The sequence below is a fragment of the Sphingomonas sp. MMS24-J13 genome (assembly GCF_044905095.1).
Classification (GTDB): Bacteria; Pseudomonadota; Alphaproteobacteria; order Sphingomonadales; family Sphingomonadaceae; genus Sphingomonas_I.
This window is the reverse complement of sequence record NZ_CP173258.1, coordinates 2,751,769-2,765,728: the sequence shown is the minus strand read 5'-3', so window position 1 is coordinate 2,765,728 and position 13,960 is coordinate 2,751,769. Positions and strand designations below refer to the sequence as shown.

The 13,960-nt window shown below is 65.5% G+C and carries 12 protein-coding genes; 5 read left to right on the top strand and 7 right to left on the bottom strand.

Annotated features, from left to right (window positions below; genetic code table 11):
- The first annotated feature begins 97 nt into the window (after positions 1 to 97).
- From AB4Z44_RS12870 to AB4Z44_RS12855, 4 genes are all read left to right on the top strand, one after another.
- Complete coding sequence (locus AB4Z44_RS12870; protein WP_404710098.1) at positions 98 to 1,000, top strand: LysR family transcriptional regulator; 903 nt, start codon at positions 98 to 100, stop codon at positions 998 to 1,000.
- 163 nt (positions 1,001 to 1,163) lie between these two features.
- On the top strand, positions 1,164 to 2,801 hold the full coding sequence (locus AB4Z44_RS12865; protein ID WP_404710097.1) for a thiamine pyrophosphate-requiring protein: 1,638 nt from the start codon (positions 1,164 to 1,166) through the stop codon (positions 2,799 to 2,801).
- 8 nt (positions 2,802 to 2,809) lie between these two features.
- Positions 2,810 to 3,238: a heme-binding protein gene (locus AB4Z44_RS12860; protein ID WP_404710096.1), complete on the top strand. Its 429-nt coding sequence runs from the start codon at positions 2,810 to 2,812 to the stop codon at positions 3,236 to 3,238.
- A gap of 8 nt (positions 3,239 to 3,246) precedes the next feature.
- Positions 3,247 to 5,343 (top strand): malate synthase G, encoded by a 2,097-nt coding sequence (locus AB4Z44_RS12855; protein ID WP_404710095.1) that lies wholly within the window; start codon positions 3,247 to 3,249, stop codon positions 5,341 to 5,343.
- A gap of 39 nt (positions 5,344 to 5,382) precedes the next feature.
- On the opposite strand, the gene AB4Z44_RS12850 is transcribed toward AB4Z44_RS12855, so the two are convergent.
- Complete coding sequence (locus AB4Z44_RS12850; RefSeq protein WP_404710094.1) at positions 5,383 to 5,826, bottom strand: type II 3-dehydroquinate dehydratase; 444 nt, start codon at positions 5,824 to 5,826, stop codon at positions 5,383 to 5,385.
- A gap of 277 nt (positions 5,827 to 6,103) precedes the next feature.
- Here AB4Z44_RS12850 and AB4Z44_RS12845 point away from each other — a divergent pair, with 277 nt between their 5' ends.
- Positions 6,104 to 7,069 (top strand): CsgG/HfaB family protein, encoded by a 966-nt coding sequence (locus AB4Z44_RS12845; protein WP_404710093.1) that lies wholly within the window; start codon positions 6,104 to 6,106, stop codon positions 7,067 to 7,069.
- A 138-nt stretch (positions 7,070 to 7,207) separates the two neighbouring features.
- On the opposite strand, the gene AB4Z44_RS12840 is transcribed toward AB4Z44_RS12845, so the two are convergent.
- From AB4Z44_RS12840 to hutI, 6 genes are all read right to left on the bottom strand, one after another.
- A complete protein-coding gene (locus tag AB4Z44_RS12840; protein WP_404710092.1) occupies positions 7,208 to 7,393 on the bottom strand; it encodes a hypothetical protein in 186 nt (61 codons plus the stop codon).
- 99 nt (positions 7,394 to 7,492) lie between these two features.
- A complete protein-coding gene (locus AB4Z44_RS12835; protein WP_404710091.1) occupies positions 7,493 to 8,617 on the bottom strand; it encodes a diguanylate cyclase in 1,125 nt (374 codons plus the stop codon).
- Positions 8,618 to 8,702: 85 nt separating this feature from the next.
- Positions 8,703 to 10,361: a urocanate hydratase gene (gene hutU, locus AB4Z44_RS12830; RefSeq protein ID WP_404710090.1), complete on the bottom strand. Its 1,659-nt coding sequence runs from the start codon at positions 10,359 to 10,361 to the stop codon at positions 8,703 to 8,705.
- Entirely contained in the window at positions 10,358 to 11,167 is an 810-nt protein-coding gene (gene hutG, locus AB4Z44_RS12825; protein WP_404710089.1) for an N-formylglutamate deformylase, read from the bottom strand. Before hutG ends, hutU begins: the two co-directional genes overlap by 4 nt.
- Positions 11,164 to 12,690, bottom strand: a complete 1,527-nt coding sequence (gene hutH, locus AB4Z44_RS12820; RefSeq protein WP_404710088.1) for a histidine ammonia-lyase — start codon at positions 12,688 to 12,690, stop codon at positions 11,164 to 11,166. The genes hutG and hutH overlap by 4 nt, the downstream gene beginning before the upstream one ends.
- Entirely contained in the window at positions 12,681 to 13,886 is a 1,206-nt protein-coding gene (gene hutI / locus AB4Z44_RS12815; RefSeq protein WP_404710087.1) for an imidazolonepropionase, read from the bottom strand. The genes hutH and hutI overlap by 10 nt, the downstream gene beginning before the upstream one ends.
- Positions 13,887 to 13,960: the final 74 nt, after the last annotated feature.

Genomic DNA, 13,960 nt, shown 5'->3' with positions numbered 1-13,960 from the left:
CTCACCATAGCGATGCAGGCGCCGTAATCCACGCTGAGACGCGCATGTTGCCCAAGCCGCGCGCACAACGCATAGCTGCGCGTCGATCGGATGACCCATGGCTGACCTGCTCGACCTCAAGATCTTCGCGCGCGTGGTGGAAAGCGGCAGCCTGTCCGCCGCGGGACGCGAGCTGCAATTGTCGCCGACCGTCGTCTCGAAGCGGCTGACCCGGTTGGAGGAGCAATTGGGCGCGCGGTTGATCCAGCGCACCACCCGCCAGCTCACCCTCACCGAAGTGGGCGAGGGCTATCACGAACATGTGCTGCGCGTACTGACCGCGCTGGAAGAAGCCGACGCCTTCATCTCGGGCAGCGGCGATCCCCGTGGATTGTTGCGGGTTTCGGCGCCGACGGGGTTCGGCCGGCTTCATATCGCGCCGCGCCTCAAGCCGTTCCTGCGGGCCTATCCCGAAGTGAGACTCGAGCTCGACCTGTCCGACGATTACGTCGATCTGATCGCGGGCGGGTTCGACGTCGTCGTGCGGATCGGATCGCTGGAGGATTCGAGCATGGTCGCTCGTAAGCTCGCGCCCAACCGCAGGTTGCTGGTCGCGACGCCCGATTATCTGGCGGAGCGTGGCGAGCCCGTGACGCTGGCCGATCTCGATCGCCATCAGGTGCTCACGACCATGTCGCAGCCCGAATGGCACCTCGACGGGCCCGATGGCGCGATCGTCTATCGCCCGGCGTCCTTGCTGCTCACCAATTCGAGCGAGGTGGTGCGTGAGGGGATCGTCAGCGGGCTCGGCATCGGCCTGCGCTCGACTTGGGACATTTCGGAGGAGTTGCGGGCGGGGAAGCTCAAGCGCGTGCTACCCAATCATGCCGGGTCGTCGCGCGTCGCGATCTGGGCGATCTATCCCAGCCGTCGGCTGGTGCCGCCCAAGGTGCGGGCCTTCATCGATCACCTGGCGGAGATTTACGGGCCCGAGCCGTATTGGGATCAGGTGCTGGGATAATTCCAGTGGTATACGGATTGTCGAGCGCAATCGCCCGAACAATTCACGAGGAAACGAGAGCGATCGCCGCTGGAAACGCCCCATAGGCAAAAGTGCTTTGCGCCGCCGCTCCATTGCAATCGCTCCAGCGCTGGACCACCGGGATGATCGGAGAGGGAGCGCGATGACCGAACAAAAGAAGGTGCCTACAGCTATAGCCGAGATACTCCGCAAGGAGGGTATCGAGGTGATTTTCGGATATCCGCGCAACGCGGTGCTCGAAGCCGCCGCAGAGATCGGGATCCGCCCGATCATCGTCCGCCAGGAACGCACCGGGCTGCACATGGCCGACGCGTTGTCGCGCATGACGCGTGGCAAGCACATGGGCGTGTTCGCGATGCAGCATGGGCCGGGCACCGAAAATGCTTATGGCGGCGTCGCCCAGGCTTATGCGGAAAGCGTACCGGTGCTGGTCCTGCCGATGGGTTATTCGCGCCGCGTCGCCTTCATGCGCGACAATTACAACGCGTCTGTATCGATGCGTGACATCACCAAATTGTGCGAGCCGCTGACGTCGGGCGGCGAGACGGGCACCGTCTTCCGCCGCGCCTTCACGGGCCTGCGCAACGGCCGCCTGCGCCCCTGTCTGGTCGAGCTGCCATGGGACGTGATGGAAGAGAGTGCCGACATCGGCGATTACAAGCCGGTCGTCCGCACCAAATTCGGCCCCGATCCCGATGCGGTGCGCGCCGCGGCCGAAATACTGGTCGCCGCCAAGCGTCCGGTGATCCACGCCGGGCAGGGGGTCCACTGGGCCGAGGCCTATGACGAGCTCAAGGAGCTGGTCGAACTGCTGGGCGCGCCCTGCTCGACCAGTCTGGAAGGCAAGAGCGCGTTCAACGAGAGGCACGAACTGAGCATCGGTTCGGGCGGTGCCGCGATCCCGGGCCAGTTGCGCCACTTCCTCGACAATGCCGATGTCATCTTCGCCATCGGTGCAAGCCTGACCGAGACCGCCTTCGGCGTCCGCATGCCGACCGGCAAGACGGTGATCCACGCCACGCTCGATACCGCCGACATCAACAAGAGCGTGATCTGCCAGCACGCTTTGATCGGCGACGCGAAACTGACGCTCGCCGCCCTGATCGAGGTGTGCAAGTCGCTGATCGACGGCCCGCGCGACCGGTCGGCCGTGGTCGAGGAGATCAAGCAGGTCGAGGCCGAATGGCTCGCCAAGTGGATGCCGCTGCTCACCTCCGAGGATGCGCCGCTCAGCCCGTATCGCGTGCTGTGGGAGCTGCAGAAGGTGGTCGACATGGACAATGTCATCATCACGCACGACGCCGGATCCCCGCGCGATCAGCTGACGCCTTACTGGAAGTCGACCACGCCGCTCTCTTATATCGGCTGGGGCAAGACCACCCAGCTCGGCTATGGCCTCGGGCTCGCCATGGGCGCCAAGCTCGCCTGCCCGGACAAGCTCTGCATCAATGTGTGGGGCGATGCCGCGATCGGCTTCACCGGCATGGATTTCGAGACCGCGGTGCGCGAGCGGCTGCCGATCCTGTCGATCCTGCTCAACAACAGCGCGATGGCGATCGAGCTCAACATCATGCCGGTCGCGACCGAGAAATTCCGTTCGACCGACATTTCGGGCAATTATGCGGAATTCGCCAAGGCGCTCGGCGGCTATGGCGAGCGCATCACCGAGCCCGGCGATATCGCCGCCGCGATCCGACGCGGCATCGCGGCGACCGAACGCGGTCAGCCTGCTTTGCTCGAATTCATCACCGCCCAGGAAACCCGCGCGTCGCGCATTTAGGAGGTATCATGAGCCGTATCAGCATCGATCAGGCGAACACGATCATCGCTGCCGCCTTCGCCAAGGGCGGCGAACTCAAGCTCGCGCCTTTGTCGGTGGCGGTGCTCGATGCCGGCGGCCATCTCATCGCGTTCCAGCGCCAGGACGGCTCGTCCAACATGCGCGCGCAGATCGCGATCGGCAAAGCGAGCGGGGCGCTCAGCCTTGGCGTGTCGAGCCGCAAGATCGGCGAGATGGCGCTCGAGCGGCCGACCTTCTTCGGCGCGTTAGGCTCGCTTGCTCCGCTCGGCCTGCTGCCGGCTGCGGGTGGTGTGATCGTCGTCGGCGAGGATGGGTTCGCGATCGGTGCAGTCGGTGTCACCGGCGACACGTCCGACAATGACGAGGCGTGCGGGCTGGCCGGCATCGAGGCAGCTGGCCTCAAGGCGAAGGGCTGAGCATTTCCATGGTCGAGAGGGTGACACGCGCCGGACTTCAGGTCGCGGCGGCGCTGGCGGCGTTTATCGAAGATCAGGCGCTGCCCGGCACCGGGGTGGCGGCCGAAGCCTTCTGGCACGGAGCGTCGGACATCTTCGCGCGCTTCACGCCGGAAAACCGCTTGCTGCTCGCCGAGCGCGATCGGCTGCAGGCGGCGATCGATGCGTGGCATGGCGCGCGCGGCGGCAAGCCGATCGACCAGACCGAATATCAGGTCTTCCTGCGCGAGATAGGCTATCTCGTCACCGAGCCCGAAGCCTTCTCGGTCGACACGGCCGACGTCGATGACGAGGTGGCGAAGCTCGCCGGGCCCCAATTGGTCGTCCCGATCCTCAACGCGCGCTTCCTGCTCAACGCCGCCAATGCGCGCTGGGGCAGCCTGTATGACGCGCTCTACGGCACCGATGCGATTCCGGGCGCGATCGCCAGGGGTTATGATCCCGATCGCGGGGCGAAGGTCATCGCCTGGGCCAAGGCGTTTCTCGACAAGGCGGTGCCGCTCGCAAGCGGTTCATGGGCCGATCTGGGTCGTGGCGAGATCATCCTCGCCGATCCCACCCAATATGTCGGCCGGAGCACCCAGGGGCGCCTGTTCCGCCATAACGGCCTCCATATCGAGGTGGTGTTCGATGCCGATCATCCGATCGGCAAGGACGATCCCTCGGGCATCGCCGATGTCGTCGTCGAGGCGGCACTGACCACGATCTGCGATCTGGAGGATTCGATCGCGGCGGTCGATGCCGAGGACAAGGTCGCGGCCTATGCCAATTGGCTCGGCGTACTGCGCGGCGATCTCACCGCCAGCTTCGACAAGGGCGGCAAGACGCTGACCCGCGCGCTGGAGGAAGATCGCACCTACACCGCGCCCGACGGATCGACCGTGACCCTGCCGGGGCGCTCGATTCTGCTGATCCGCAATGTCGGCCACCTGATGACGACGCCGGCCGTGCTGCTTGCCGATGGATCGGAAGCGCCGGAAGGGATTCTCGATGCGATCGTTACCAGCCTGATCGGCGCGCATGATGTGAAAGGGCTCGGTCGGTTCCGCAACAGCGGAACCGGCGCGATCTACATCGTCAAGCCGAAGATGCACGGTCCCGCCGAGGCCGCTTTGACCGATGCCTTGTTCGACGCGGTCGAGGATCTGCTCGGCCTCGATCGCCACACGATCAAGGTCGGCGTGATGGACGAGGAGCGGCGCACGTCGGCCAATCTCGCCGCCTGCATCCATGCGGTGCGCCATCGCATCTTCTTCATCAACACTGGCTTCCTCGATCGCACCGGGGACGAGATCCATACCTCGATGCGGGCCGGCGCGATGGTCCGCAAGGCCGAGATGAAGACGTTGCCGTGGATCGCGGCATACGAAGATCGCAACGTCCAGATCGGGCTCGCCTGCGGGCTTTCGGGCCATGGCCAGATCGGCAAGGGCATGTGGGCCGCGCCCGATCGCATGGCCGACATGCTCGATCAGAAGATCGGCCATCCCAGGACGGGCGCCAACACCGCCTGGGTGCCGTCACCCACCGCGGCCGTGCTGCACGCGACCCATTATCACGCGGTCGACGTCTTCGCGCGGCAGGCCGAGCGTCGTGCCGAGCCCATCGCCAGCCTCGATCGACTGCTGGCCATCCCGCTCGCGCAGGGCCGGAACTGGAGCGAGCAGGACATACGCGACGAGCTCGACAACAATGCGCAGGGTATCCTCGGCTATGTCGTGCGCTGGGTCGATCAGGGGATCGGCTGTTCGAAGGTGCCGGACATCCACGATATCGGCCTGATGGAGGACCGCGCGACGTTGCGCATCTCGTCGCAGCATCTGGCGAACTGGCTGCTCCACGGCGTGTGCACGGCGGACGAGATCGAGGCGGCGTTCGCGCGCATGGCGGCGAAGGTGGACGGGCAGAATGCCGGCGATCCGCTGTATCGGCCGCTGATCGGGGATAGCCTGGCGCTGAAGGCGGCGAAGGCCTTGGTGTTCGAAGGGGTGGACCAGCCGAGTGGCTATACCGAGCCGTTGCTCCACAAGTTCCGGGCCGAGGTGAAGGCGCTCGCTAAAAGATAAGCGTCATCCCCGCCTGCGCGGGGATGACGTGCTTATTTTCTACTTCCGCAGGTGCGCGATGTGCCGCACCGCCAGCACATAGCCGTGCACGCCGAACCCGGTGATCATCCCCGTCGCCACCTGCGTGATGATCGAATTCGCCCGCCATTCGAACTCGCGACGGTGCGTGTTCGAGATATGGACCTCGAATACCGGGCTATCGACCATCTTGATCGCATCGAGGATCGGATAGCCGGCATAAGAGAAAGCCGCCGGGTTGATGACCACGCCGGCGGCACCCACCCGCGCCTCGTGCAGCCAGCCTATCATCTCATGCTCGGCATTGGTCTGGTGGAAGCGCAGCGCGAAACCGGCGGCATCCGCCTCGGCGCGGCACATCGCCTCGACGTCGGCCAAAGTCTCGCGGCCGTAGATTTCGGGCTCGCGCACGCCGAGATGATCTAGATTGGGCCCGTTGAGCACGAAGATCGTCTTTTGTGTCATGGCCCGGCGCTGTGACGCCGAATGGCGGCCATTTCAATCGGCGAATGCGCCGCTGGCTCGTGCCAGCCTTCAAGGCATAGCAAGACATCGAATGCCATCATTCGTTTCGGTCGAGCGGCCAGTCCTTTTAAAAACTCCTTAAATCAATAGGATGGGCATGGGGTCGGGCGGGCTTCTGGCCGGGGCCTGATTGTCGTGCCAAGTGTCGACCCGACTCTTTGTCTTGTGGCGACGTTCTGCTAAGCAAATCGCTCTGTATTTTATCCGGGGGTTTAACATGAAGTTCGGACTGGCACTGTTCGCGATCAGCGTTGTTTCGGGCGCGACGGTTGCGGGGGCTGAACCGAAATTGGCCAAGGCATCCAGCGGCCAGCAGCTGCAGGAGCAGACGATGAACGACGTCCCGCACTGCACGCGCAAGCTCGGCACGGTGTCGGTGGCTGATGGCGACGATCCGTCGCGCTGGACCCAATATCAGCTCGCCCCGCCGTCAAAGCTGCTCAAGGTGCTGATCACCCGATCGGGCTGCTTCAACCTGGTCGATCGCGGGACCGGCCTCAACGCGGCGGAGCGCGAGCGCGAGATCGGCTCCAACCTGGGGCTGCAGCGCCGGTCCAACGTCGGGCAGGGCCAGATCAAGGCTGCCGATTATGTTCTCGTGGCCGAGATTCAGGGGGCGAACTCCAACGTCAGTGGCGGTGGCGTAGGCGCTGCAGCGGGTGCCCTTCTTGGCGGTTCGCTTGGCGCGTTGGCCGGGGGATTGCGCTCGAAGAAGATGGAAGCGAACACCATTCTGTCGCTGACGAACGTCCGCACCACCGAAACCATCGCCACCGAGGATGGCTATGCCGCCAAGAAGAACATGGCCTTTGTGGCCGGCGGCGGCGTGGGCTTCTTCGGCGGCGGTGCGGCAGCCGTAGGCGGTGGCTACGACAATACCGATATCGGCCGCATGGTCACCTTGTCCTTCATCCAGGCCTATTCGAAGATGGTTACATCCTTGAATCTGGTCCAGCCCGGCGCGACCGGAACCGCCGAAGCGGCGCCGTCCAAGACGTTCACGGCCACGGCGCCGCTCGTGATGCACAAGACTCCGCTGGCGACCGGTGCCGCGGTTCGCACGCTGCCGCCCGGCTCGATCGTCTATCCCACCGGCAACAAGAACGGGCTGTGGTGGGAGGTTGCCGACGAGAATGACAATGTCGGCTGGGTGCTCAACACCAAGCTTGCGCCATCGAATTAACGAGAACGATCAGCGCGCCTGAAAAACTCCTGCCACCCACGGATCGCGTGGCAGGAGATGCGCCTTGCCAGGCGGATTGCGACGTGAGGTAACAGGTTCGCCGGGTCACGCGAGGCGGCAGAGCGTCGATCCAATCGATTACGTCGTGGTAATGGACGGAATGGCCGGCACGAGTTGCGGGAAGGCCGATCGCGCCCGGTTCGAATATTGGATCGAGAGCCCGCGATGCGCGCTGGCCACTTCGGGCTGCCCGGCGGTCAGCGCGAGATAGGTCTCCTCCCGCGCGCGGCGCAGCAGATAGTCGGTTTCGCTCTCGTCCGGCATGACCCTCTCCACGGAGTCGTTGTGGATTCGAGTAGATCATGGATCGCGGCGGCTGGCGAGGGCCGATGGTGCGAAGCGGTTGAAAGGTGCGACGGCGGATCAGGCCGCGACGCGATTGCGCCCGAGCGCCTTGGCGCGGTAGAGCGAGATATCGGCTTGTTTGAGAGCCGGACCGATATCGGTCGCGCCCGGTTCGATCGCCGCCAAGCCGATGCTGACCGTCCAGCGCGGCAGCTTCCAGCTGTCGTCGCCATGGGCTCCAAGCCGTGCCGCAAAGGTCCGGGCTTCGTCGAGGCCAGGCTTGGGCAGGATCGCGATGAACTCGTCGCCGCCGATGCGCGCAACTTCGCCGCCCATCTCGGCGACCAGCATGCTGGCGCGGCGGGCGAGTGCGATCAGGATATCGTCCCCGGCGGCGTGACCGTGCTGATCGTTGACCGATTTGAAATGATCGACGTCGATCGCGATCAAGGTTGCACCATGCTTGCCGAACCGCGCGAACTGCGCGGCCAGCCCGGCCCGGTTCCACACGCCGGTAAGATGATCCCGCAATGCCAGGTCGCGCAGCTGCGCATGCGCGCGCTCAACCGGGATTGCCAGCAGTGCCAGATTGAGCACCCCGAGCAACAGCTGGTCCGATAGCATCGGCAACACCGCCAGCATCTCATGCGATGGAATGAATCCCAGCCGCACTACCATCGCACCGGCATAGCCCGGCAAATAAGCGAGCAACGCCATTCCGGCCAGAAAGCGCGCCCGTGTCAGCGGTTTGCCGTCGCGATCGAACAGGATGGCTGCACCGGTCAGGCCGACCGAGCCCGAAAGCCCCAGCATGTCGCCCAGATCGATCGAGAGCGGCCCACCGATCGCGCAATACGTCGCCAGCAGGTGCGGAATGGCGTTGCCGGCGGCTGCCGCCAGTGCTGGAACGAGCATCCAGGCAGCGAAGGGCCGCCGGCCATCGAGGCTACGCAGGCCCGATATCAGCAGGACGTCGGTCGACCCCATGACGACGAAGATGCTGGTCGACACCAATAGCGAACCGCTCATGGACGCCTGAAACGCGACGATCACGAGCGCATAGATCAGCGAACTGGCCGCCCAATAGAGCAGATAGGCCGAGGAGCGCTGGCGGTGCCAGAGACCCAAAAAGACAAATCCGGATGCCAGACTTGCCAGCGTGCTGCACAGGCGCAGCGTCGAGATATCGAGCGATTGATACATTAAGCGAAAGGCCCCCGCACCGCGGATAATCTGCCTTTCTTAAGAGGAAGTTACTGCCGTTCGATCCCGGCGGCGCCGTTTCCCCTCACGTCAGAATGCCGGGCAGATCCAGCCCCTTCTCGCGCGCGCAATCCAGTGCGATCTCGTACCCTGCATCGGCGTGGCGCATCACGCCGGTGGCGGGATCGTTCCACAGCACGCGTTCGAGCCGCTTCGCGGCTTCGGGCGTGCCGTCGGCGACGATCACCATGCCCGCATGCTGCGAATAGCCCATGCCGACTCCGCCGCCATGGTGGAGCGAGACCCAGGTCGCGCCCGATGCGGTATTCAATAGCGCGTTGAGCAAGGGCCAGTCGGAGACGGCGTCGCTGCCGTCGCGCATCGCCTCGGTCTCGCGGTTCGGGCTCGCGACCGAGCCCGAATCGAGATGGTCGCGGCCGATCACCACCGGCGCCTTGAGCTCGCCGCTGGCCACCATCTCGTTGAACGCGAGGCCGAGCCGGTGGCGATCGCCCAGTCCCACCCAGCAGATCCGGGCCGGTAGGCCCTGAAAGCTGATCTTCTCGCGCGCCATGTCGAGCCAGCGGTGGAGATGCGTGACGTCGGGCAGCAATTCCTTCACCTTGGCATCGGTCCTGTAGATATCCTCGGGATCGCCCGAGAGCGCCACCCAGCGGAAGGGGCCGATGCCGCGACAGAAGAGCGGGCGGATGTAAGCCGGGACGAAACCGGGGAAGGCGAACGCATTCTCGACGCCCTCGTCCTTGGCGACCTGACGGATATTGTTGCCGTAATCGACGGTCGGCACGCCGGCTTCGTGGAAGGCAAGCATCGCGCGGACATGCGTCGCCATCGATGCCTTGGCGGCTTTGGCCACCAATTCGGGCGAGCGTTCGCGCCGCTCGATCCACTCGGCGACGGTCCAGCCGGCGGGGAGGTAACCGTTGACCGGATCGTGCGCCGAGGTCTGGTCGGTCAGCAGATCGGGGCGAACGCCGCGCGCGAACAATTCGGGCAACAATTCGGCTGCATTGCCGAGCAGGCCAACCGAGACCGGCGTCCTGGCCGTGGTCACGATCTCGACCGCCTCGTCGATATCGTCGGTGGCACGGTCGAGATAGCCGGTGCGCAGGCGCATTTCGATGCGGCTCGGCTGGCATTCGATCGCGAGACAGGACGCGCCCGCCATCACCGCCGCGAGCGGCTGCGCGCCGCCCATCCCGCCGAGGCCGGCGGTCAGCAGCCAGCGTCCCGACAGGTCGCCGTCATAATGCTGGCGTCCCATCTCGACGAAGGTCTCGTAGGTGCCCTGCACGATGCCCTGCGTGCCGATATAGATCCACGAGCCGGCGGTCATCTGGCCGTACATCGCCAGGCCCTTCTTATCGAGCTCGCTGAAATGCTCCCAATTGGCCCATTTGGGGACGAGATTGGAATTGGCGATCAGCACGCGCGGCGCATCGGCGTGGGTGCGGAACACGCCGACCGGCTTGCCCGACTGGACGAGCAAAGTCTGGTCGGCCTCCAGCCGGCGCAAGGTCGCGACGATCATGTCGAAACTCTCCCAATCGCGCGCGGCGCGGCCGATGCCGCCATAGACGACCAGTTCCTCGGGCCGCTCGGCGACATCGGGGTGGAGATTGTTCATCAGCATCCGCAGCGGCGCTTCGGTCAGCCAGCTTTTCGCAGACAATTCGGGGCCGGTGGCGGGCTTGATCACGCGGCTGTTATCGAGGCGGGTCATGTCATCCCTTTCGCGAAGGCGAGGCAGGCTTCGAGTATTTTGTGGAGGATCGGGCGGATGGCGGGTGGCGTATCGATCGGGCTGGGCCAGTTGTCGGGGCCGGCCTGGTCGGGCTCGGCCATGTAGCCGCGCATCGCCAGCTCCATCTGGATGGCGTGGATGCCGTCGGCGGGGCGGCCATAATGGCGGGTCGTCCAGCCGCCGCGGAAGCGGCCGTCGAGGATATGGCTGTGGCCGCTCGCGGCGCAGATCGCGGTCACGGCGTCGACCAGCGCCGGCGCGCAGGTGGTGCGGCCGTTGGTGCCGATGTTGAACTGCGGCAGTTCACCCGCGAACAGGCGCGGAACGTGGCTGCGGATCGAATGGGCGTCGTAGAGGACGACTTGGCCGTATCGTTCACGAAGCCGTGCAAGCTCACGGGCGAGCGCCTTGTGATAGGGATCGAAATAGTCTGCGCGACGGCGGGCGATCTCCGCATCGTCGGGGTCGCCACACGGATAGAGCGGCTCGCCGTCGAAGGTCTCGGTCGGGCACAGGCCGGTCGTGGTCTGCCCCGGATAGAGCGACACGCCGGAGGGATCGCGATTGCAATCGATCACGCTACGCGAAAGGCGCATGCGGATGGTGGTGGCGCCGAGATCGCGCGCAAAACGGTAGAGATCGTCGATCCACCAATCGGCATCCTTGCGCGCCAGCCAAGGGGAGACGAAGGCCTGGGTCAGTTCGGCCGGAAAGTCCGTGCCGCCATGGGGAAAAGCGACGACGAGCGGCGCGTCGCCGCGCTCCACCTCGAGCCAGTCGGTCATACGATGCCGGGCAGTGTCACGCCTGCCGCGGTCACAATTGCGCCCGCGCGGACGAGGCGGTTCGCTATTTCCATGTCGGGATGGAAATAGCGGTCATTGCCGAGGTGCGGCACCGCGGCGCGGAGGCAGGTTCGCACCGCTTCCAATGCTTCGCTGGACGCCAGCGGCGCATGAAAGTCGATGCCCTGGCACGCGGCGAGCAGTTCGATGCCGATCACCGCGGTCGCATTGGCCGCCATCTCCGCGAGCCGGCGCGCGCCGTGCGCCGCCATCGAGACATGATCCTCCTGATTGGCCGAGGTCGGGATCGAGTCGACGCTGGCGGGATAAGCACGCTGCTTGTTCTCGGACACGAGCGCGGCGGCGGTCACCTGCGGGATCATGAAGCCCGAATGGAGTCCGGGGACCGGAGTCAGGAAAGCGGGCAGGCCGGACAGGGCCGGATCGACCAGCATCGCGATCCGGCGTTCGGCGATCGATCCGATCTCGCAGATCGCCATGGCGATGATGTCCGCCGCGAAGGCCACCGGCTCGGCATGGAAATTGCCGCCGGAGAGAGCCTCGTCGGTATCGGGAAAGATCAGCGGATTGTCGGAAACGCCATTGGCTTCGGTCGCGAGCGTGGTGCCCGCCTGATTGAGGATATCGAGCGCGGCACCCATCACCTGCGGCTGGCAACGCAGGCAATAGGGATCCTGTACGCGCGGGTCATCGTCGCGATGCGATGCGCGGATCGCCGAGCCCGCCATCAACGTGCGCAAGGCATCGCCAACGGCAAGCTGGCCCGGATGGCGGCGCAACGCATGGATGCGATGGTCGAACGGCGCATCGGTGCCCTTGGCCGCCTCGGTCGAAAGCGCGCCGGTGACGAGTGCGGATTGGAAGAGCGTTTCGGCCTCGAACAGTCCGGCGAGCGCATTGGCGGTCGAGAATTGGGTGCCGTTGAGCAAGGCCAGCCCTTCCTTGGGGCCGAGCTCCAGCGGTGCCAGACCGGCTGCCGTCAAGGCGTCCGCGGCTGGCAGACGCCGACCGGCGGCATCGATCTCACCGACCCCGATCATGGTGGCCGCCATATGGGCGAGCGGCGCCAGATCCCCGCTCGCGCCGACCGAGCCCTGGCATGGGATGACCGGCGTCAGGCCGCGATCGAGCATCGCCTCGAGCAATGCGACCGTCGCAGGTTTGACCCCCGACGCGCCGTGCCCGAGGCTGGCGAGCTTCAGTGCCATCATCAGCCTGACGATCCGGATAGGGGAGGGCGCCCCGGTGCCGGCGGCGTGGCTCAGGACGATGTTGCGCTGGAGCGCGGCCAGATCGTCATTGCCGATCCGCACGCTGGCCAGCTTTCCGAAGCCGGTGTTGATGCCATAGACCGGTTGGCCCCGAGCGAGGATGCGTTCGATCGCCGCCGCTGCCGCAGCGATGCGTGGCCCCGCCGTTTCCGCCAGCTGCGCGGGTGCGCCGTGATAGATGGCGCGCCAATCGGCGAGGCTCACTTCGCCCGGGGTAAGGATCACGCGCATCGGCCGCTCCAGATACGGGCATGGAGCGGGTTATACCCCATGCGATAGACGAGTTCGGCCGGCCGCTCGATGTCCCAGATGGCGAGATCGCAGCGTTTCCCGGCTTCGAGCGTGCCGATCTCGTCGCCCAGCCCGAGCGCGTAAGCGGCGTTGCGGGTAATACCGAGCAGGCATTCCTCGACGGTCAGGCGGAACAGGGTTGCGCCCATGTTGAGCACGAGCAGCAGTGAGGTCAGCGGCGATGTGCCGGGATTGCAGTCGGTCGCCAGCGCGATCGGCACGCCCGCCGCACGCAGCCCCGCGATCGGCGGCAGCCTGGTCTCGCGCACGAAATAATAGGCGCCGGGGAGAAGCGTGGCGACCGTCCCGGCCCTGGCCATGGCGGCGATCCCGGCGTCGTCGAGATATTCGAGATGATCGGCAGACAAAGCGCCATATCCGGCGGCGAGTGCCGCGCCGTGCAGGTTCGAAAGCTGCTCGGCGTGGAGCTTGACCGGCAGACCGTGCAACGCTGCAGCGTCGAACACGCGCCTCGTCTGCGCAGGCGTGAAGCCGATCCCCTCGCAGAAGGCGTCGACCGCATCGGCCAGCCCCTCATGCGCCAACATCGGAATCATGGTGTCGGTCACGAGATCGATGTAGCGATCAGGCTCCCCGGTATATTCGGGCGGCAGCGCATGGGCACCGAGAAAGGTCGTGGCGATGCCGACGGGCCGCTGTTTCCCAAGCCGGCGCGCCGCGCGAAGCATCCGTCGTTCGGCATCGAGCGACAGGCCGTAGCCGGATTTCACCTCTATCATCGTCACCCCCTCGGCGATCAGGGCATCGAGGCGCGGCAGCGCGGACGCGACCAATTCGTCTTCCGTGGCAGCGCGGGTGGCCGTGACCGTCGAGGCGATGCCGCCGCCCGCGCGCGCAATCTCCTCATAGGATGCGCCCGCCAGCCGCAGCTCGAATTCGTGCGCGCGATCGCCGGCGTGGACGAGATGGGTGTGGCAATCGATCAGGCCGGGCGTGATCCAGCGGCCGGCACAATCGATCGTCTCGTCGGCGGCGAGCGTGGGTGCGTCGGCGGCCGGCCCGGCATAGACGATCCGGCCATTGCGCGCCGCGACCACGCCATGATCGACGATGCCCAGATCCGATCCGGCCATCGTCGCGAGCCGGGCGTCGCTCCATAGCCTGTCACAGTGCACGATGGTCTCCACTGGCCTGCTTATAGCTTGGCAGCGCTCGGCAATAATGTATAGACATAATCGACCATGACGAG